This is a genomic window from Acidobacteriota bacterium (assembly GCA_038040445.1).
Taxonomy (GTDB): domain Bacteria; phylum Acidobacteriota; class Blastocatellia; order UBA7656; family UBA7656; genus Onstottus_A; species Onstottus_A frigus.
On sequence record JBBPIG010000050.1, the window covers coordinates 1 to 21,409 of the forward strand.

General features: G+C 55.9%; 18 protein-coding genes. 3 read left to right on the forward strand and 15 right to left on the reverse strand.

The window, feature by feature from the left end; translation table 11 throughout:
- From AABO57_27960 to AABO57_27975, 4 genes are all read right to left on the reverse strand, one after another.
- A partial coding sequence (locus AABO57_27960) for a hypothetical protein (GenBank protein MEK6289568.1) occupies positions 1–1,321 on the reverse strand: 1,321 nt, incomplete at its 3' end.
- A gap of 49 nt (positions 1,322–1,370) precedes the next feature.
- On the reverse strand, positions 1,371–2,267 hold the full coding sequence (locus AABO57_27965; protein MEK6289569.1) for a hypothetical protein: 897 nt from the start codon (positions 2,265–2,267) through the stop codon (positions 1,371–1,373).
- A gap of 35 nt (positions 2,268–2,302) precedes the next feature.
- Positions 2,303–2,680 carry a VCBS repeat-containing protein gene (locus AABO57_27970; protein ID MEK6289570.1) on the reverse strand — a complete coding sequence of 126 codons (378 nt, stop codon included), beginning with the start codon at positions 2,678–2,680 and terminating at the stop codon, positions 2,303–2,305.
- 229 nt (positions 2,681–2,909) lie between these two features.
- Positions 2,910–3,269, reverse strand: coding sequence for a response regulator (locus tag AABO57_27975; GenBank protein MEK6289571.1), 360 nt, complete (start codon positions 3,267–3,269; stop codon positions 2,910–2,912).
- Positions 3,270–3,910: 641 nt separating this feature from the next.
- Here AABO57_27975 and AABO57_27980 point away from each other — a divergent pair.
- Positions 3,911–5,794, forward strand: a complete 1,884-nt coding sequence (locus AABO57_27980) for a hypothetical protein (protein MEK6289572.1) — start codon at positions 3,911–3,913, stop codon at positions 5,792–5,794.
- Positions 5,795–5,990: 196 nt separating this feature from the next.
- Here the strand turns inward: AABO57_27980 and AABO57_27985 are convergent, their stop codons facing one another.
- Entirely contained in the window at positions 5,991–6,647 is a 657-nt protein-coding gene (locus tag AABO57_27985) for a 3D domain-containing protein (protein ID MEK6289573.1), read from the reverse strand.
- A 265-nt stretch (positions 6,648–6,912) separates the two neighbouring features.
- Between AABO57_27985 and AABO57_27990 the strand changes: the two genes are divergently transcribed.
- Positions 6,913–7,731 (forward strand): alpha/beta hydrolase, encoded by an 819-nt coding sequence (locus AABO57_27990; protein ID MEK6289574.1) that lies wholly within the window; start codon positions 6,913–6,915, stop codon positions 7,729–7,731.
- 122 nt (positions 7,732–7,853) lie between these two features.
- Here the strand turns inward: AABO57_27990 and AABO57_27995 are convergent, their stop codons facing one another.
- From AABO57_27995 to AABO57_28030, 8 genes are all read right to left on the reverse strand, one after another.
- Positions 7,854–9,980, reverse strand: coding sequence for an ABC transporter ATP-binding protein (locus tag AABO57_27995; protein ID MEK6289575.1), 2,127 nt, complete (start codon positions 9,978–9,980; stop codon positions 7,854–7,856).
- 8 nt (positions 9,981–9,988) lie between these two features.
- Complete coding sequence (locus tag AABO57_28000; GenBank protein MEK6289576.1) at positions 9,989–12,715, reverse strand: ATP-binding cassette domain-containing protein; 2,727 nt, start codon at positions 12,713–12,715, stop codon at positions 9,989–9,991.
- A complete protein-coding gene (locus AABO57_28005) occupies positions 12,712–13,812 on the reverse strand; it encodes an HlyD family efflux transporter periplasmic adaptor subunit (protein MEK6289577.1) in 1,101 nt (366 codons plus the stop codon). The genes AABO57_28000 and AABO57_28005 overlap by 4 nt, the downstream gene beginning before the upstream one ends.
- 239 nt (positions 13,813–14,051) lie before the next feature.
- Positions 14,052–14,180: a hypothetical protein gene (locus AABO57_28010; GenBank protein MEK6289578.1), complete on the reverse strand. Its 129-nt coding sequence runs from the start codon at positions 14,178–14,180 to the stop codon at positions 14,052–14,054.
- Between the two features lie 119 nt (positions 14,181–14,299).
- The gene (locus AABO57_28015; GenBank protein MEK6289579.1) at positions 14,300–14,428 is read right to left on the reverse strand and encodes a hypothetical protein; all 129 of its coding nucleotides are present in this window, start codon (positions 14,426–14,428) and stop codon (positions 14,300–14,302) included.
- 443 nt (positions 14,429–14,871) lie between these two features.
- Entirely contained in the window at positions 14,872–15,405 is a 534-nt protein-coding gene (locus AABO57_28020; protein MEK6289580.1) for a serine/threonine-protein kinase, read from the reverse strand.
- Between the two features lie 513 nt (positions 15,406–15,918).
- On the reverse strand, positions 15,919–16,392 hold the full coding sequence (locus tag AABO57_28025; protein MEK6289581.1) for a flavin reductase family protein: 474 nt from the start codon (positions 16,390–16,392) through the stop codon (positions 15,919–15,921).
- Between the two features lie 75 nt (positions 16,393–16,467).
- Positions 16,468–17,520: a hypothetical protein gene (locus tag AABO57_28030; protein MEK6289582.1), complete on the reverse strand. Its 1,053-nt coding sequence runs from the start codon at positions 17,518–17,520 to the stop codon at positions 16,468–16,470.
- Positions 17,521–17,807: 287 nt separating this feature from the next.
- Between AABO57_28030 and AABO57_28035 the strand changes: the two genes are divergently transcribed.
- The gene (locus AABO57_28035) at positions 17,808–18,881 is read left to right on the forward strand and encodes a tetratricopeptide repeat protein (GenBank protein MEK6289583.1); all 1,074 of its coding nucleotides are present in this window, start codon (positions 17,808–17,810) and stop codon (positions 18,879–18,881) included.
- 1,052 nt (positions 18,882–19,933) lie between these two features.
- Here the strand turns inward: AABO57_28035 and AABO57_28040 are convergent.
- Together AABO57_28040 and AABO57_28045 are read right to left on the reverse strand one after the other, a co-directional pair.
- Positions 19,934–20,419 (reverse strand): hypothetical protein, encoded by a 486-nt coding sequence (locus AABO57_28040; GenBank protein ID MEK6289584.1) that lies wholly within the window; start codon positions 20,417–20,419, stop codon positions 19,934–19,936.
- Positions 20,420–20,471: 52 nt separating this feature from the next.
- Positions 20,472–21,409: RHS repeat-associated core domain-containing protein (locus AABO57_28045; protein MEK6289585.1), on the reverse strand; the 938-nt coding region annotated here is incomplete at its 5' end.

The following is a 21,409-nucleotide window of genomic DNA, read 5'->3' on the forward strand; positions in this document are numbered from 1 at the left end:
TGCACGCAAAGCGATTGTTGGATAAGCCGAGCGGGCCGGTTTGGTTTCCATCTTGCTTGTAGACATACTCGGCGGAGGCGCCCCAGGGTAGGGTTATCCGGCTTAGTTCTCCTAGTCCGCGAGACGCTTCAGAAATGTACTCAACCGGCTCACCGCAATAACTTCTGAATTCTATTGGGGGGCTGATCGTGTCGATCGTGTCTGAGTTATAGTCGAAACTGATCTGCCTTGTAATGTTGGGCTCCGTTTGTGGGAGCACTATTGAAGTAATGACCTTAAACTCTTCACCGAGAATTGTCCCCCAGTTGCCGCATAAGCGATCACCTGCATTGATCGCCTTGCCGGTGAGCGTCTTGTTTGCGAAGTTGACGGTGGTGGTCTGCGAGATTCCGCCAACCGTCTTGTACTGCACGAGACCAGTGTCATTCGCCGCAATATGGGTGTAGCTTATTTGTCGCCCGGTCTGCACATCCGTACAGGTGGTGGTAACATCTCCCGCCAAGTTGGTAGTGGAATTGATCCCTATGCTGTTCCCGTTTGTGTCCGTTATTTGTTGGGCATAGGTCGATTGCGCTCCGAATTGGGTTATCTTCGTACCATCCTGCATATACACTTCCCATCCGATCGGGCCTCCCAACGGGTATATGACAGCCCACAAAAAGCTTCCGTCGTAGGAGTAGTAGCGCATAGGCTGGCCGGTGTTGTAGGGGGTGTTCTGGTAGAAGCCCTGGCGCCAGGTCTGATTGCCAACGCCGGTATAGACCTGGCCCTCAGGAGAACGCAGTTCGTGAGTTGCTCCATCCGGTGTGTGGAGCACCATTTTGTATCGATAAACAAAGGCAGCCTGGCACTGCGCACGCGCCGCGAGACATGCCAGATCATCTGGCAAGCACTCACCGCAATCAACTTCTGCGTCATAATCAGCGAAGAGCTGCTCTAAACCGTACCCGACTTGGATTAGCCAACCCCCGTCGTCGCTTCGCTGATTCACGTAGTACTCCCAGGGCCGTGCATGATTCGAATCCGGCTGCATCTTGAAGGATTTCATATCCCATAGCTTGCTGTTGTAGTTGGCGCGAATTGACCAGGAGAGCTTTCCACCAGCTATGGGAGGCAAGGAGGCGAGAGGGATTGAGATGTTCACGTTGCCGTTCGTTAGGTTGACAGTCTCTATGTCGGAGACTGCAAAAGAACCGTTTCCACCCATTCCGCGATCCGGCTTTGCGGCGGGATCGAGCTGTTGAGCCTGCGCAACAACTATCGCGCAGCACAGTGCAATCGCTGTCATCCACAGAGTACGAACGTATCTTTGCAATCTCATAATCAAAGCCCCCTGCTCCGAGAGAGTTGGTTCTAAATAGCCCGATCCCTTACCTAGATCCGTAAGCAAAGGAAGTGAACACAAGCTCCATGATCACCTGCTTGTTTCTGCTCCACCTGATTCGACCAGGCGCTAGTTCGCCCTGCCGACCGCTCCATTCGAGAAGCTCAGCCATGATGGGTTGTCCTTGTTCGCTTGAGATGATGCGTTCCAGCAGTCCGGTCTCTGAATTGAGGTAGAACATCCGCCACGAGCTTTCCGGCTTGGTCAACCCTGTTCTGTTTGGTTCGTCGACCCTTACGACACCCCAGGCCGGCCCACTATAGCCCTGAGACTGGAGCGCTTCTTCGGGAACCACTTGTCTCGCAACGGTGTAGTAGCTTGCGCCGCGCAACTGGGCCAGGATGAACTGGTCCGGGCTATCAAGCGCGAGCCTTTCAACAAAAGAGCGCTCGATGGCTGTGGGTGAGGGGTTAGCCGATAGAGCCCCTTGCTTTGCGGTCCAGGCCAGCGAGACAGGTCCGCCGTTGAGCGCGATCTTAACATCCTCGCCGTCCTCGTTCTGGGTGCGGACGATTCGCACTAGAATGCGATCCGCGCCAATTGTCAGAGTGCCTGCCAAGATCGTCCGCTCTCTACCCGAACCGACAAACCGTTGTCCGAGTTTATGGCGCAAGCTATTGGCTTGAGGCTGGGACGACAGTCTGGTCTGTAGCCGTCCGAGGCGCGATGCCCCGCCACTTTGGACCAGCGGTAAAGTGGTTGAGGGTCGGGCCACCATTGAAGCCGGCAGCGTCGCATGGGTGTAGGCGCGAACGGCGGCCGCCAGCAGTACGCTGCCGATTAGGAGGACCACCACCGACCACAAGATACCGACTCTTGAGTTGGCGATCCTTGTCATCAGAGAGCCTCCCTCGTCCGGCCTATCCATCTTTGAATGTCTCATTGCTTCCTCCTCCTCGAACACTCGTCGTTCAGAAGTTATCTTGCTGGCAAAGGTAGATCCCCAGGACTGCCCCACTGTTGTACTCTGACTGTGCCGTCAGAGCTGTTGATGCTATAAAAATACCCGGTTGAAGGCCGGTACACGGCAATGTCTGCCTTGCCATCTCCGTCGTAATTAGCCTGAACGGGCTTGTCGTCAGGACTGCCAAACTGCTGGACTGTGAATGTCCCGTTGGAGCTGTTCATGATGTACCAGTAGCCCGTTGACGGTCGGTACACCGCAATGTCAGCCTTGCCGTCTCCGTCGTAATCAGCCGGAACGGGCTGATCGCCAGGACTGCCAAACTGCTGGATTGTGAATCCACGTTGGAGCTGTTCATTAGGAAGCTCGCCGACAGCCAGCTTTACCGACAACGAAGAACAAATAACACGCACCCTTTTGTTCGCTACTAGGAATGACGCGAATCGCAGTCCGCGTAATGCAGTTTTCTTTAAAGAGTTTCTTTCGCTCGCAAATGCCCTAACCTCTGCTGACCATCAACCAAGTCTCTGCTGCTTCTTTGCACGCCTCTGCTTGCCCGCCCGCAGCAAACGCAAAGCAATGACACTTCGTGAACGCACAGTCTTGACGGATATTTTTGGCTTACGAGAAGTGCTTATCCACAACACCAACCAGAGCGGCCGGCTCAATAGGCTGGAGCAAAACCTCATCGGCGCCGGCTGACAAGGCCTCCTCGATCACCTTACTGCTGCCCGTCACCATCACCACCGCTGTCATCCTGCGGTGGTCAAGCGTTCTGATAAATCTGACGAGCTGGACTCCGTTCGGTCCGGGCACGTCGTAGCCCAGGAGCACGACGTCGTAGGGCGTGCTGCTGGCCAATCGCTCTATCGCGAGGTCCTGATCACCGCAGGTGGTCACCTGCCACCCACGTTCCTCAAAGATCCGGGCCATTGAGTTTGCGACCGAGGTCGAGCCCTCTATCAGGAGTATTGACTTCATGGGACATGCAGTGGAAAAGAGAAGGGAATGCGCCGCGGCCGCCCTTCCCCAGTCCTAACCTTCGCTGCTCGGCGCACCCTCCCTAGCGGTCAAGACGAGAACATTTTGCGCTTGGATCAACCGGACCCCTTGCAGCGCTCACAACAATGCGAGTTGCCACCGTTTTCGCGCGACGCAATGAGTAATGTCGCAGACTTAAGATTCTCCGCGCGCCATTGAGCGGTCCGCGACCACTGTGATAGCCACGGCGCGTTCTGAATCTATGCTAGTTGGGACAGTGTTTACACTCTAAACCCGGTTTGAATATATCACAGCGGGCTTATCTTATGCCCGGCTTTTGAGTATGTCAATGAATATTTTCAATATCCCCGGATAATATTCCTGGAGGCGCAGGTCCCTGCCTGCTTGGCGTTGCGCTAGAAGAGGCGGGCAGGGATGCCTGCGCTCCCAGGCTATTTACCTGACGTCTTTTGGGTCGGGCCTTCAGCTTCATAACCCACCTGCCGAATTCACTCAGATCATTGGGCTCTGGCCGACGAGCTCGGGATGGACGCGGATGAGGTGTTTCATGTGTTGTGATGGGCGGCGTTGCTTCATATAATGGAGCTCCTAATGCTAGCCCCCCGGTTGGAGTCAGAGAGTTGTCTAGCGGTTACAAAGCAATTGCCTTCAAGCGCCGGCCGCAACGCCGTCGAGCGGCGGTCGTCCGTCACGTGCTGACCATTGCTTTGCTCGCGATGGTGCTCGCCGCGCCCGTCAGGGAATCCAAAACAGGCCACGCCGATTCCACCATAAACGGCAAGCTAGCCGAGCGATCATCCAACGCTCGGTTCAACTGCGGTTATGATCCGAGGGGGGCCGCTGACGAGTTGAGCAATCACCGGCTTAACGCACTCAAAATGAGCAGGCGGGATGACGGCACTAACATTGCCGCGCAGGCTCTATTTGGAGCGCAGGAGTTTCGTCCTTTAGCTGAAGATGTGGGCGACACCGCAGTCGTCGAGGATGACGGCACAATCCTGATTCCCCCGACCCAGTTCACGCTCAAGAAGAGCTCGGTCCTTTTCACGCCTGACGGCGACGGCTATCGAATCTCGAGCGGCGACGTTGGGTTCAGCAAAGACTTCGGGTACAGGCTCGGATTCTTTTTCGGCGCGGATAACAGGCTCGGCGAGGCCGACAACGGATACCGCGATGTCACGTTGATTGGCGCACAGTTTCCCTTCTACGGCGTTTATTACGATACGATCTACATAGGGACGAACGGATACATAACCTTCACGCAAGGGGACACCACCGCTCGCATATCACCGGCCGCGCTCGCCAGCGAGCTGCCACGCATCGCGCCGCTCTGGGCCGATCTCGAGTTGATCAATTCGGGAGAGCTTTACTACAACCGGCTCGAAGGGCGGCACGTCGTCACCTGGAACGGCGCGGGTCAACCTTCCTACGGCGGCATCAGCACGTTTCAAGCCGTGCTGTATGACGACGGGCGAATCGCCTTCGTCTATAGGAAAGTGAAGGCGCAGGCCTCGCTGGCCGGCATCTCGCCCGGTCACTCCGCGTTAGATTCACAACCGGTTGATTTTTCGAGCCCGCCCGCTGAAAGAATTGCCGGTCCGCTCTTCCAAACTTTCGGGAAACAGCAGCGCCTCGATCTGCCCGCGCTGCTTCGGGCCTTTTATCGCACTCATTCCGATAGCTTTGACACGGCATACATTTGGACTGAATTTGTTTACGACAATGGTTTGGGCGTCGCGCACGAGTTCAACGTTCGGAACGATATTAAGGGAATCGGCTTGCTAAACTTTGATCGTGGCGCAGCCTATGGAAGCCCGGCGACGCTGTCTTCGATCATAACTATGGGGAACGAAGCGGACTGGCCCTCGGACCCTCAGGCGCACGCTGCCGGACTGAACTCAGCGATAAGCATAGTTTGCCACGAGCAGGGTCATCGGTGGCTGTCTTATGTTCGATTCGACGCAGAGCACGACATCAAGGATGACCTTCTCGGCCGCGAAAACGCGCACTGGAGCTTTCTGGTCGATACGCGGACAAATGCGGAAGGGAGCTTCTCGTCGCTGATGGAGGGCAATGCATGGCGCGACAACGCCAGTGGCACGTTCACTACAGTTGAATCCGCGGTGAACTATTTCACTCCGCTCGATCAGTACCTCATCGGGTTGCGTTCGGCGGAGGAAGTAGGTGAATTGTCGTATCTTTCCACCGGCGCGGAACTGAAAGAAATCCTCCGTTCGAAATCTCCGGTCTCCGGATTCTCAACCAGCGCGGTGCGCAAGACGCTTTCCGTTGCTCAGATCGTGGAGCGGGAGGGACCGCGCATCCCGGATGTAGTAAGCGCGCCGAAGCAGTTTCGTGTAGCTTTCATTCTGCTCACCGAGCTAGGCTCGACACCTTCAAACGCTGCGCTGCAGAAGATCTCGCGATACCGCGACTCGCTGCTGAGATATTTTTCGGTGGCCACGGGAGGACGCGGCTCGCTGGACGCCACGCTTAAAGAATGATCTGAATCAGAACTTTCGAGACGCAGCAACAGACTGATTTACGCTGTGTTGCTCAAAGCATTGCCAGCGCCGCATAGACCACGGATGACCCTGATTCGGCCGATTTGCGCCGATACGCGTTTTTTACCAGTGAAGCGAATGTTACTGGCCACTAGTTGCGGCTTTTGTTGTTCTGGGAAAGATTATTGGTGCAGATCTAAAGGCCAGATGCCGCCAGGCTCTTACTCGCTCGATTGCGTTTACCGGGGCCTCGATTTATGACTTTGATCTTGACCTGCCTGCGACCGAACTCCATCGCTTCTTTGAACGTGGGAACGTAGACGTCAACGATGCGGCCTTTTATGCGGCTCCCGGTATCCATCACCGTGTAAGTTCCGGTGTACCGTCCAGCGCGCAAGTGTACCACCGTCCCCATCGGCAATACTCGAGGGTCTGCGGCTATCATACCCGGTCGGGTATTGATGCCTGAAGCGGTGCGGCCCTTCAAGCAATACGCAGTCGCATTAAAGTCTACCAGGTCACTTTCGAGGAAAGTGGGAGCGGCCGCCGCTGCAACTTTGTCAGCGTCGATCACGAGCTGCGGCGACGTGCCCTCGGTACCAGCCGGTAATCTGATTTGCTCCGGTGAGCGCTTCGCCGTGACGATGTCCCTGGCAGTAGGGAGATCCTTGAACGAGCCCGGTATGTCGAGGGAATTGGCTTCCGAGGAACTCGCGCCGCTTACCGCAGGATCGTCGCCTGCTAACGCGTTGTCGAATGAGCCGCTAAGAGAGATAACCAGTATGAAACTTCCGAGGACAGACAAAGCTGAGGAGAGAACTCTGCGGAACCTCCTGCCAGGAACCGAATTCATTCCACCTCCAAATTGTTTCGCTACTGGTTTCGACCGAATGGAGCCGCTTAAGCGAAAAGTGTCACCCGGTTCGGCTCCGTGGGATTCAAAGTTCAACTGAGATCGCCTCATGAAAGAGGCTGAGTATAGCACGTGAAACCGCGTGTCAACCGGGCGCAAACTCCTATCGATATCGCCGATAGACCGGTTCTGCCGATTAGTTGCCAAGGAGCAAAGGCTTAAGGGGAGTCTTGCAAATTTCTTGCGTTCGCAGCAATCTGTCTAAATGTTGACAACAGTAAACGGAATCAGCATCGACTACCGCGACGAGGGCGTGGGCGTTCCAGTGATCTTTCTTCACGCGTTCCCGCTCAATCAAACCATGTGGGACGACCAGGTGGCCGCGCTGCGAAATCATTGCCGCGCAATCACACTAGATCTACGCGGGTTCGGTCAGTCGGACGCACCGCAAGGTCCGTACTTGATGGATCAGTTGGCAGCCGACCTGCGCGGGCTGATGGCGGTTCTTGACATTGATCGAGCCGTGCTCGTCGGGCTTTCGATGGGCGGTTACATCTCTCTGGCGTTCTATCGAAACCATCCTGACGCGGTGCGCGCCTTGGTGTTGGCAGACACTCGCGCCGGCGCGGACACACACGAAGCACGCGAGCGGCGATTGAACTCAGCGCGAAAAGCTGAACGAGAAGGCAGTCGCGCAATTGGCGAAGACGTGGTTCCTTTGCTGCTCGGTCGTACCACTCTCGAGAGCCGGCCCTCGGTAGTCGAAAGAGTGCGGACGATGATTGAAGGCAACTCGCCGCAAGGTATCGCGGGTGCTCAGCGCGGTATGGCTGAACGTCGCGATTCAACTGACATACTTCCCGGAATGGACGTTCCTGTGCTGATCATCGTTGGCTCGGAAGATACGCTCACACCCGTCGCCGAAGCCGAGAGTCTGCGCAGCAGCATTCGCGGCGCCTGGCTGCGGACAATCGAGGGTGCGGGCCATCTTTCCAACATCGAGCGACCTGAAGAGTTCAATGCCGTCCTTACCGAGTTCATTGAGCCGGTAAAGACAATGACGGATAGTGCCAAGTCCCGCTGAAGGTGATGGACCTGTTAGGGGCAGCTCGGTGGGCGCGCCTTGGTTGTGAAGGGCTCTTAAACAGCGAGGAGGGAGTCCTGCGAGGGGGCCCGCGTTCAGTGACGCGAATGCGCTCCGTGGAACTATGGATGGGCGATGACAACCAACGCCGGGGCACGGTTGAGTACGCATTGCAGGCACTTGCGTAGAGTTTCAGGATCAAGCGCTCCGAAGCTCTCGTCGAGCACGATTAGATCAGCACCTTGGAGCAGAGTCCGCGCAATATAAAGGCGGCTGCGTTCGCCCTGCGATAACTGCCATCCCATTTCGCCAACCATCTGCAGGATGCCCGCCGGCATACGGTCGAGGAGGCTGCCGAGCTCGAGCTCCCGGCATATCGTTTCTGCTTCTTGCAAGTCCTCAGTTCTTGGCGGCCACCCTCGGCCCATCAACAAATTAAATGCAAAGGTCCCCATAAAAACATGGTTCTCGTGGAACTGGGGCGCAGAAACAACTCGCTGCCGCCACCCATCCGGACCCAGGATGCCGCGATCAAGCCCGCCCAAGAGAAGAAGGCCAGATTCGGGGCTACGCAGGCCTGCCAGAATAGAACCAAGAGTAGATTTGCCACCGCCGGAAGATCCTTCAAGCAGCAGCCGATCGCCCGAGAAAACTTGCAGACCAACCTGCCGGAGGACAGGCTCCCCGCGGCCTCGATATCGAAAAACAAGATCGTGCGCCTCGATCACGACCTGTCTGTCTCCTGACACAAATGCGGCAGGGCGGAGCGCAAGATCAAATGCCGGAAGTCCTGAATACTCCGAGCGCGTAGCGGCCTCAAAGATCGGAGCAACCTGCTTCCACGAAACTGCGGCGCCCACCAGGTGTGATAAAACCGAAACGAATCGTTGAAGAGCCCGGTATGCCAAAATAATTCCGCCCAGACTCACTGCCAGCATCGCCAGAGAGCCACTGCCAGATACAAAGGCGGGCGCTAGTCCGATAAACCCGACAATTAACCACCCGCGCGGCACAAGCGTCTGCATCACCGCGGTCGTGTCCATATCTTTTGATATGTCGAGATAGCGTTCCAGTACCTGATCTTCCCCCTCGTGTCTGGATTCGGGCGCCTCTTGAGCCAGGCGAGTGCGGTGGCCCACCATCCGCTCGACAAGCTCATGGGTCATACCGAGACGCGCGTCAGTCCAGCGGCTCCGTTTTCTGAAGTACCGCCAACCAAGAAGCACAGCTAGAGCGCACCAGCCGAGAAGGAAAAACACATGAAACCAACCGCCCGCGCCCAGGCTGAGGATCATCCCCGCAAGGACAAGCTCAATCATCGCGACGAGCCCGACAAACCCGCCGCTCAAGGCAAGCGATTCTACAGCTTCTGATTCGATCACTCGCCCGAAGAGTTGACCGACTCCCTGGCGCTTGATCTCTTCTATGTCGAGTCGCAAAGCTCCAAAAAGCAGCCGCTGCTTGATCAAGCCTCCGGCGTCAATGGCAAGCATTCCTGCTGACCAGGTTGCCAGCAGTTTCAGCGGAATCATACTCAACAATAGTAAGGCCCATGCCAGCAGCCAGCCGCGGTCGAGACGGCCATGGAAGGCTGCTTGTCCCACTAACCACCAGGACAAGAGCAGCAGAAAGTATTGAGCGGTGTGCGCGCCAACGAGCGCAAGAAGGCGGCGCGGTAAGTGTGCCTGTCGCATCTGCTGCCGAAAGTCTGCGCTGGGAGATAGACGCAGGAGCCAGCAAGCGCCTGTTCGGACATTGCTGAGGCGCTCGCGAAGTATCGCTTCTGTGGCTCGCGCCCGGCGCCGTTTTGGTACGCCTGCCTTGTCGAGCATCTGCTCGAGCTGCACGGCCAGAGGGGCCTCGATCTTGTGGCATAACGCATGACGCACGTCATTAACCGGCAACCGATGTATCGCAAGATCAGGTCCCAGTACGGTAACTGAGCGCCGCTGTCCTTTGAGAAGAAGTAGGAATCGCGGTTGACCCTCTCCGGGCAAAGGAAGGAGCGCCGGAGCCACGCGGCGTATCAAATGGCTAATCTCCGCATACGGTGTTTCGATCGGTTCGGCCTCCAGCCCCAACCAGCTAGCGGCCCCTTCAATCCATCGCCCGAGCGCTCCGTCTTCACTCCACACGACCCAATCCGGAGGAGATGGCATGTCTACAAGCCGCGGAGACATACCGCTTTTCCGAGCAAGCGACTCTATTGCGTCGCCCATTCTGGACGCCGGCCAGGTTAGCTTGTCCATCTCGTACTTCATGAAGTCAGTTCTTTATCGCTGGTAACCAGGCGGCCCCGATCAAGCCGCAGCCTGCGCCAGGTGTCTCCCGACCACAGGCTCTGCAACACTGCTTCTTCCGCTTCGAGCAACGCTTTGTAGCGCGAGTTGGCTTGCGCTGCGAGAGCGCCTGGTGCTCCATCTTCGACTACACGGCCATCTTCTACAACAAGCACTCGCTCGAACCCAGTGGTCTCGGATACATCGTGGCTGATGCACAGAATAGTTGCATCCCGCCACAGGTCTCGCGTTCGCGCGAGAAATTCGCGCCGCTTCTCGCGTGTTAATCCGCGGAAGGGCTCATCGAGGATCACGAGCCTGGCCTCTGATCGCATCATCGCGCGACCGAATCGTACTCGCTGTCCTTCTCCGCCCGACAACAAAGAGCCACCTTCACCGAGCTGCGTTTGCAGCACGTCGGGCAGGTTCTCGAGTACCAGGCGCAGGTCGGCCTCTTGAATGACCTGTCCAAGCGAAAGCGCCGGATTGGCTGGCGCTCCGTAATGCAGGTTTTCATAGAAAGAACGATTCCAAAGATGAACAGCCGGATCGACCCATGCAGTCTGGCGCCGAAGCTGGTCCAGTAGCCGGCCGTCAATTGGCGCGCCGTCGATGAGCACCTGCCCAGCCGCGGCCCGATGCCATCCGAGCAACAGACCAACCAGGCTCGACTTGCCGGCGCCAGACGGCCCAACGATGGCGATGTGGCTGCCCGCTTCGACACTGAGGTCAAGCTTCTTGAGAATCGTATGCCCGCCTGCTCGGACGACCACGTCTTGCAAAGTAATGGCGATACCTCGGGTTGTGTCTGTCGAAGCCAGCGCAAAATTGGAATCCGCTTCCTGGGCGTATACTTCCTCCGGTGCTCCGAGAGGCTCGAGCAGACGCTGTGTAACATTGCGGTAAGATGGATACTGTCGAGCTGTCTGGGCTATCTCCTGTCCCAGCACAGGCAGATTGAGCGACCAATATAGAAGCAGCAACACTCCGTTCGCCTCACCTGCTCGAGACAAGTAGGCGAGCAGAAGCCAGGCAACCAGGCCAAAACCTAACAGAGACTGAAAGGCCTCGACCGATAAGACGGCTCGTTGAAGCGCGTGCGAGCTGCGTGCCCACTCGACGAGCATACTTTCATGCTCTCGTCGGATAGCCTTCTCCGCTCCATGAGTTCGCACCGCGACAAGGCCCAGGAGCGCGTCGAGGTAAAACCGGCTCAACGATCCGGTAAAGGTCCGCACGCGGAGGTCTCGCTCGGCTATCGGCCCTTGCACGAGCAAAGGCAAGGCTACCGCCAGGGCCGCTGCGGTTATTGCGATTGGCGCGCTTCCAGGATCAAGCCAGATAATTCCCGCCGCCGTCACTAGCAACTCCATTACCGTCCGAATAAGCTGACCACCGAGACCCGGCAGCAGGCGTATGCGATAGATGCTATGGCTTCTTTCTGCCATATCTGAAGTTGGCCGGCTCTGGAAGTAGCGATCGCCGAGACGGGGAATCTTCTCGAGAAACGCCATGCGCAGGCGGGCTTCAAGGCGCCGCCCAAGCCGGTATATCACTGCCGCCATTGGAAGCTCGATAAACAGAAGCGCTGTCATAAACACTACCAGCGCGCTGATTGCCGCAAAGCGCTGTTCGACCAAACTCAACTCGCGACGGAGATCGAGCAATCCTCGGAACAATATGGCTTCAACAACGCCGCCCATCGCCGCCAAAGTCAGCGCCATCACAACGGCCGATGGCGTAAGGAGCCCGTCGGCGCGCAGCCTTCGCAGAATCTCACGCCCCGGCTGTGCCGGCCGCTCATCAATCGCTGCGGCAACCTCGCGACAAAGAGCCGGCGATTCGGCTGCTCCACCAGCTCTTGCTGCTGCCGATTGATTCGGAGCCACTGCGCGCCTGCGGCGAACGCGCACAAGAATAACGCCTCGAAAAAGAAGTTCCTCATCTGACTCCGGACTGGCGGGGCGAACTAACCAGTAGGGGCTCGGGATAGTATCGCTTTGTCCTGGAGTTTCTTCCTTTGCTTGCTCGAACAAGGCAACAAGAACATTTGCTGCGTTACGGCCGTGACGCAGTCCGCCTGAGCGAATAATCGAAGCAACCATGCGCGCAGAAGCATCTAGCGCGGCGATCGTGTGCCAGCTTTTGTCCGACAGGGCCGCGTCGATATGGGCTTTGCCGGAGTCCTGCATTCCTATGTCTTTCAGGCGTCGCCGAAGTGTGCGAAGAAAGCCCTCTGATCCAGCCCACGCACGCCATGCCGATGCCGGAACAGGCGCGAGGTGCAGATATGAGTTGTTGATAAACTCTTCACAGGTCATCCAGCGACGCCCGCTTCCCGGGTCCATCATCTGCACAAACCGACCATGCCTGCGCCATAAGACCACGAAGTGGGTGAACCCATTGGGCAGACGGACGACCACGATGGCCGGCAAGGCTTCGGCCTCAGCAACCAGCAAATGGTCAACCGGGAGCATTTCTTGATCAGCCTCAAGTCCAAGCTGCTTTACAATCTCTTCCATCGTATCGATGGAGGTCCCATCAACATCGGTTTGGCATGCTTCGCGTAACCGGCCGTAGCTGACACGAATTCCAAAGCCCTCGAGCAAACACTTTATCGCGGCCACTCCACAGTCCATGCTCGATGTCTGAACAACCTCGGGCACGAGGAAGCCGCGTTTTACAGTCGAGGAAGCGGCGCTCACTTATGCACCTCTTGTTCGTTGTGAGACTCTGACGAAGAGGACGGCCCGGTGAGAAGTTTCCCGGCAGCGCGCAGTACAAGAGTCGCGGGGGATACGTGATCTATCTCAACTTCTACGGTTCCAGGCAATCCGTGTTGCAAAGGAATCGCGGACAGGGGGTTCGCACTTAGCAAAAATTCAACCCAAACTTTTCCGTCGCGTGCTTCGGTTGCGACGCTACTAACCGTGGCCGAAAGGCTCCCGTATTGGGTTGATGGGAAGCCGTCCAGACGTAACCGAGCGGGCATGCCAGGTCGAATGCGACCCAGCGCTCCTTCTGGCGGGAAGTAGGCAATTGCTTTGAGTTCGCCCGGTGGAACGATCATTGCCAGTTTATCGCCGGCTCGGATCACCACGCCGACGCGTACATCCGCGGTCTCTCCCAGCCGCCCGGATACTGGCGCGCGGATGTGATGCTTTTCGATTTCATACTCAAGCCGCTTGACTAAAGCCGCGCCGGTAGCCAGTTGCCCCTCGAGCTGCGCGAGTTGGCGGCTAAGACGTTCCAGGCTGACCTGGTGCTCACTCTCTCGGATCCGCTGATTTGATTCCAGGCGAATAATCTCGAGGCGTATTGAATCGGCTGCGGCCCGTCGCTTTTGCGCTTCCGCTCTAGCTCGAAGAAGATCAACTTCAGGGACGACGCCGCTGGCGTGCAAGCGTGCTAAACGATCGGCCTCTTCCTGCGCAAACGTGGCGCTCGATTTGGCTTCTTCGTAACGAACGCGCGCTTCATCAACCCCCGCTGATTGCTGGCCTCCACCCTGAACCCTTTCTTCAGCGGCGATCTCATCACGCAGTGCTTTGATTTGCGGCTGGAGCGAAGTCAGAAGGGTACGCTGTTCTTCAAGCTGAAGCCGCTCTGCTTCCGCGTCCAGTTCGATGAGCACATCGCCAACCTGAGCTTCCCGGCCGACTATCAAGTTAGCCGCTACAATGCGTCCTCCAACGGAAGCTTCCAAAGGATGGGCCGCTTGATTCACCTCGAGACGCGCGGTGTCGGCAACTTCATACAAAGCGATGCGCGCAAAAGCGAGCCAGGCCGTCCATAGTCCCAACAAGATCACTACGAAGACCAATCCTAGAATTGACGGCCTAAAACCGTCGGCAATAAGAGAGCGCATAGAGCGAGAGAAAGGGCTGGCAGCACTGGGCTTTCGTATAGCGGTATTCTGATTCTTATTTGTCAGACTCATACGCGAACCCACAGGTTCCCGCGAACGATGTTCGGGTTAATGTCAGAGTGAATTCCTGGCTAGTCGAGGGAGGCTCGCGCCTCCCTTTTAACCGGTCGAGACTAGTCGGAGATCAACACTCCCCCAGCCTTGACGTTGGTGTTGATTTTTAAGCCACCTTCGCTCTTCTCTTCAGGCTTCTCTTCGATAGTGGCTTGCTCATCGTTCTTGATGTTCTCTTCTGTTTTCATGTGAGTCTCTCCTTTCAGCTTGTGCCTTGACCATGAGGAATGAAGCACACTCGTCGGCCTTGGCAGTGATGCGGTCAGAATAGGGAACCGCGATTGCGCCTCCCTCTTATGGGTCACGGCTAGTCGGAGATCACCACTCCCCCAGCCTTGACGTTGGTGTTGATTTTTAAGCCGCCTTCGCTCTTCTCTTCAGGCTTCTCTTCGATGGTGGCCTGCTCGTCGTGCGTGACGTTCTCTTCTGTCTTCATGATATGTCTCCTTTCGGGTTTGGGCCTCGGTCAGGAGGTAGGTAGAACCCTCCTTAGCGTCGGCAATGATTGCGGCTTATATCCCGCCCTCGATGGCTAGTCAAGCAACTACAGCTATAAGAAGTACTTAAGAACTACATGAGAAATACATGAGAAATAATTACGTGGAAAGTCTGCGGCAATAATCCTTATCAAATTCCTTGTAGACAACGCCGCCGTATTCGAATAGAATGCGGCCGCATCTTCGGAGACCCATGTGCCATAGCGCCAGTGCTTACGCGACTGAAGTCGACTTCATCTTCAGCCAGCCTTGTTCAACGGCACCGTTAGGATTCAGCTCATAGTCATGATCGCAAGTGACGTGTGGGTCGTTTCTTCACCAAACCAAGTTCGACCAATCGAGACAGGAGGAACCTAGAATGAAAAGAGCGTTTTTTGCGCTGTTAGCCGTGAGCCTTGCCTTTGTGGTAGCGCGGCTTCTTGAAAAGACCGCAACGAGCGCTACTCCTCATTCGCGGAAGTGAAGCGCGTAATCGAGTCAGGAACTGCCGCGCGACATAACCGGAGAGACCGTGCCGATCTCGAGCGCCGGGTCCTTCAGGATCGACGCCGCCACTTCGAATGATGCCAAATGAAAAGATGTCCGTGCGCTCGTCGAGGCGTTCTCCTCGAAGCTGCTCGGGCGACATGTAAGAAAGGGTCCCCATTACTGTGCCCGATTCGGTCAAACTATCGGCGGCAGTTGCGCCGCCGGCTCGCGGTTGTGGGGAAACCGTCTTGGCCAATCCGAAATCAACCAGCTTCACTCGTCCTCGATCGGTCAGCAATATGTTCTCAGGCTTGATGTCGCGGTGAATGATTCCGCGCGAGTGCGCTTCAATCAGAGCATCACACGTCTGCAGTGCCAGGTCGAGCACCTTCTCGGGCTTGACCTCATTCTTGATCCTGTATTTCGATAAGGCGCTGATCGCGTTCATTTGTGCCACTGGCAAAGAGAAAATGACGGCGCGCCGGTATCAGATGTCAAAGCGCCGGCCAGAGTCATGCCTCTTCGTCTAGAGCTTCACAGGAAGGTCGTCATGGAAATGTTTGCGGCGGATGTAAGTCGGAAAGAGTCACAGAATAGGCTCCAGGAGCCGAATACGCGGTACCCGAATTTGGGAATCATGGGTCATGAAGAGGACGCTCGTGTGGGTAGTGTCCTAATCTTGTGTTGGTCGACTAGTACACTAGCAAGCGAGCCCGTATTTGGACTGCGGTGGCGTCTGTGCATTGCCATCGCTTTTGGTTCTCCCGGCGAAGCCACAGAAAGCGGCGGCAACGCACAAAAGCCGCCGCAGTCCAAATATTCCGTCGCCCGTCATCGGTCTTGCGCCAGGGCACTTGCGAATATCAACACAAGATTAGGACACTACCCTCGTGTGTCGAAAAGCGGAAAGATCGGAGCAGGCGGAGGCTGCGTACTCCTCGGATTCATAGTTGCTCGGTGTCTAGGTAAGCTGGGCGTAACCGCCGCGATAGTAAGCTAGAGGTTTGTGATCGGCGACGCTTGTCGATTCGACCTCGCCTACAACGATGGTGTGATCGCCACCGGGATAAACGTGTACAACGCGGCATTCGATGTAGGCAAGCGCGCCCTCCAGCAGCGGGGCTCCGTTGACACCCTCCCTGTAGCCCGCGCCGTCAAACCGGTCTTGATCCTTTGAAGCGAACCGGCGAGAAAGGTGCTCTTGATCTTGAGCAAGAATGTTGACCGCGAAGTGACTGCCCTCAGTCAGGTCGTCGTGAAGCGATGCGCGCTTGTCAATACAAGCGAGCACCAGCGGCGGTTCCAGTGAGACGGATGCGAATGCGCTAACCGTGATGCCGGCGGGCCTCTCGTCCTTCCCCACGGTCGTAATCACAGTGAGCCCGCTAACGAACCGGCTTAGCGCAATGCGGAACTCATCTTTGCTCACTGGCATAATACGACTCCGAGGGCAGCCGGCAATCCCGTCTGTAAGCAACAAACGAAGGAAAACCAACTACCGGCCTTTGACTTACTGTTTCTTGTATTTATCTATGAGCTGCTGCAGACCATCAAGCGAACCGTTGTGGCGATACTTGTAGTAGGCCTGGAGGTCCTGGAGCACTTGGTCGTGAAGCTTTTGATAAGTCGCGTTGCCCTGCGCCAGTCCAATCGCGTGCGCATACAAATCTATCACCTCATCGAGCTTCGCGTGAGCCTGCTTCAGCACTGTATCCCTAAGCGGCCCAGGCGTAAGAGTCTTGTGCTGCTGCGCCAGTTGCTGGTAGTCCTCATTAACCAGAGTGCCAAGCAGTACATATGAAAACGGTTCGGTGGCATCCAGCGACACAGCCTTATCAAGCTTGGCTCGCGCATCCGCCTTGTTTCCAGTCATGATAGAAAGCATACCGAGCGATTGATAGAGCGTCGGCAACCATCGGGACTTATACTCGCCCCATCTCGCCTCATCAAACGTGTCAGGCTTTTTGCCAGACTCGATGATCTCGATAGCCTTGGCGCCATACTGCTGACTCTGCTGTACGTACTTCGAATTGTTCTTCTTCGCCTGCTCAACACCCTCGATCATGGTCTGAGTTAGGACGGCGACGTCATTTGGGTTCTTTGCCAGGTGAGCCGATGCGACGCGGAACGCATCATCCAACCGGTTAGAGCTGAAGTATGAGTCCACTAGAATGGGATCGATGATGGCGGCATCGCTGGGCTCCTTAAACAACGTCTGCATGCTCTCAAGCTGAGCGATTCGCTGCGCGCCATCCTGGATCTTGTTAACCTCCTGGGTGACGTAGGTGATGACCTTCGATCGCAGGGTGCTCTTCGGATACTTCTTAATAAACTCCCCGGCCGCCGCAAGCCTTGCCGTGACATCCGCCGCCGCTTCGATCTTCGCCAGCGCCTTTTGCTCGCCGTCGGATGGAGCGCTTTGCTTGTTTTTGTCCTTGCTTTGATCCTGACCCTGCCCAGCATATTGCGAGTACGCCGGCGATGCGAGCGCCGCTAAACCTGAGACGGCCAGCCACACACACACTGCAGCCGCCTTCATCGTTTGCGATGGTATGAATTTCATTGCTGACCTCATTTTCATTAACAATCGAGAAACCTGTGCGACCATTCCACTGCGAGGCTGATATTGTGCAGGATGGCCGCGGACGTTGGCAAGTCGGGCCTAGTCGCGAAACGAATGCCCCAACGGGACGCCCGCAAACCGCTTCAGGCAACGCCAAACCCGAGCAACTGAGTCTCACGCTTTGGGAAGAAATGACAATGGTCTTGTCTCGCCTGCAAGGAGGCGACTAGAATTCCAACAAGGACCGAGAGCAATAGCTGACGCCGCCTACAACGGGAGGATCAAATATGAGAGCAAGGTTTTCCGCCGCCCTCCGAGCATTGGCGCTGATTGCGGTATCTACCGCATCCGTCTCCGCGCAGGATTGGGATCACGCCGTTTCGCTGTTCAACCAGAAGCAGTACCGTCCCGCGATCAGTGAGTTTCACGGCCTGTTGAAAGCCAATCCTGACGCCTGGCAATCGTGGTACTACATCGGCGCCGGCCACTTTCAGCTCCAGAGCTATGACAATGCGATCGATGCGTTTCAGAATTACATCAAGAGCGCTGAAAAGGACGACAAGGCTCAGGTTACCGGCAACTACTTCATCGGGATGTCCTATTATCAAATGAAGCAATACGACAAGGCGATTCCGGCGATTGCTCGCTACATCACGCTTTCAGAGAAAACGCAGCAAAAGGTGGACAGTACCGCTCGCGCCGCGTTGGGCCGCAGCTACATCTTCACCAATCGCTTCAGCGACGCTATCCCCGCGTTGACAGCCGCGGCCGCTGAGATGAAAACCAACGCAACAAACTACTACTACATTGGCTTCGCGCAGAACAAACTTGGGCACGGCGATCAAGCCGTCGCTGCGCTCAACCAAAGCCTGGCCATCGATCCGAAAGATCCAGACTCGCTCACGCTTCTCGCCGACATTTACTTTTCGCAGGTTCGCCAGAATCCGGCGATTGCCAGGCAGGTCATCTCAATCGGCGAGCGGCTGATCGCGGTACGCGACGATGAGCGCGCGTGGGGGCTCTTGGGCCAGGCCTACTTGATCGACAAACAGTATGCGAAGGCCGCCCCGCTGTTGGATAAGTTCGCGCGCGCTCACGCCGACTCTGGCGGCGCCTGGTACAACCTTGGCGTAGCTTTCTCGCGCTCCTCACAGTGGAAGCCGGCAGCCGAAGCGCTGGAGAAGACAGTCAAGCTCGCGCCGACCAACATGGCTGCGCTTCTGGAGCTGGGCTACGTTTACGAAAGCGACAAGCAATACGACAAAGCGCTGGCAGCATACCAGCAGGCTTATCAAGCGTCCGGCCAACGGGATGAAACCGCACGCGCGGGGATCGATCGCGTGAAGCAGGTAAAGCCGTAGGGACGGTGACGAGTGGTAAGGCAAGTGCCATAGGCTTTGGCTTCAGGTTATGCGTTTGACCGGTGTTAAGTGACATAGATTTCACAGATCGCCATCCGAGAAGTGTCGGGTTAGCATTCGCGTTGAGGAAGCTGGTGTTGAAATCATAGCTGCACTGGCTCTGAAGATTGGGTCCTTAATGCCGCTCTGCCCCACCGGACCGACGATGCCCTTCGTCAAGGCAGCGGCGAACTTTTTCGAGAGTCCATCACACGTGACAAAGGGCAAAATGGCGGGCCTGACCCCTTTGCAGTTGCAGTGCAGTTGTTTTTACTTCAGAGCAGCACGGGACCCTTTGTCGAGCGAATTGTTATACGCTGAACGGCGGATCAATGCAGTGGTAGCATAGATGATTATGAGGCCAGCTAGAATGAACCGCGGAAAGTCCCACCCGCCCCCCCCATATGTCCACCACCACTTCAAGACCGAGTTTGACCACATTGGTACCTCTGGATTTAGAGCCGAGGCTATTCCTCCCCATTTGACGACGCCTCTGTATAGCAGCCATCCACTGGCTGTTATCGCGACAAGGTAGGACCATGGCCGAGCTAGCCATAGAGATATGGACGCAAGTAATAGAATGCCGGGGCCGAGTACAGTTAATTGGAGCGGGCTATACATGAAATCAAGATCCGAGCCGCTGGCGGAGGCTTCTAAAATCGCATTGGTTTGATCGTGGCTTGTACTAACATACGTCCAGACGACGTCAAAAAGTGCATAGCCAACTAGCAGCGATTTCCGTTGGAGTATTAACTTCTTCAACCGCTTTCGACTTTCGTACTTCGTCATGTCTCTCCTCATTTTCACGCAGTCGGCAATCTTGAATTATTTTACACGGCCCGCGCAGTGCTTCTGAATCTCGCTCCATGGAACCTGCGGAAGGTCAGTCGGGTGCCACCATCCTACTGATTTAGATGCGTGCAGGCCCGCCGCGTGAAACATCTCGTGGATCAAATCTTCAGCTAGTTGTGAGTTATTATGCCGGCAGGAGCCCTGCGTTGGAATTCCAGAGCTTAGTAGTTGCTCACAAAGTATATGATCAATCCAAGCGAGCGTGCTTGTTCTGAGATGATTAATAACTTTTCTATTCCTTGCAATGCCAGCGTGTTGGAAGTGCTGCCCTTAACTCGCGAGCACTCCTCTCGGAGACTCTCAATCTCATTAACTTCAAAGACTGCATCATGGTACGGACCACGTATCCGCGATAACATCGGGAAGCCAGGAATCTCATCGTCAAATTCGATGAGTATGGCGATAACGCCATCCGATGAAGAATATCTCTCCGCTTTCATCTGATCAAAGGCCGTCTTATCGAGCCCCAGGGCATCGAAATAGAGCGCAAGCCACTCGGGATACGTCAGACGGATGTCTAGTGTGCGATCCTGTTTCGATGTTTCTCCCCTTTCAGCAAAAGCTTCTGTATCAGCCACCAGCATAATCGACTGCATGCTCGGCTCAGACAGGTCTTCGGGCGTAGTCTTTGAAGTCTCTTCGACCATCGGAGTTCTCCTTATGGCACAAGTTGCGCAGCTTGATACTGACCGCCAAAAGTTATGGTCTTCCAGGATAGGAATTCCGGACGGTCTTGCAATCAGCGTCAAGGTGAAGATTGTTTTGCAGAGTTGTGTTGCCATATAGGTCCCTTCCTATCCAACCTTGTCCTTTCGTTTTGTAGACCGGGTGTACCGGTATCGCAGGAAAGTGAAATGTAAATGTGATACCTACGAGCTCATTCTTCTTGTTAAAGGTGTCGGATCGCGTGCCAAGGACGAAAGTAATCAAATTGTAGAACATCACCTGCAGGAACATAGCATCGTGACCTTGCGGCGGATCAGTCTCATATCGGCTCTTATTCGGTACAGCGTCGATGTGGTTCCTCATAATGTGGTCTTTACCGGATTCAGCCACACCTTTTTTGCCTTTGTAGTATTTGCTTACCTTGCTATAGTCTAGCGCGCCGAAGCTAACTCCGGAACATGGGTCTGTCGGCCCCACGGTTTCCGGCGCCTCCTCATCATCATTGCTTCGAAAGTTCTCTGGAAAAGCGGGGTCATATTTCCATCCTGTCTGTACCAGCACGTCATATCGCCACTCCTCTAGCTCGCTCATGCTCCCCCACACTGTTCCGAAGCCCGGTAATGAGCCTAGGCGATAACCCCACGTCTCAGCATCTGGCATCATACCCGCGCCGGGACTAAAGCCACCGGCCCCCAGGAACGTTCCACGATACAGCCGCCAAACCGTTTCGCTCGCCAGCCCCGATGGGTCGATCAAGTTGATTGGATCGTTGCCGGAGTATGCATAACGGTTCAGACTCTGAGGATCTGTTGCGCTTCCGCCAATGGGATCTGGGCGGTTGAAGCGGCCGGAGCCCTGTGAGTATTGTCTGTTTGTCGCGTAATCGGTGCTCGTCTCGTTGTCTCTTTCATAGGTTGTGAACCGATGCTTCTCACTCGTGCCGCTAGTTCCGCCTTCTTCCCCGAAAGCCA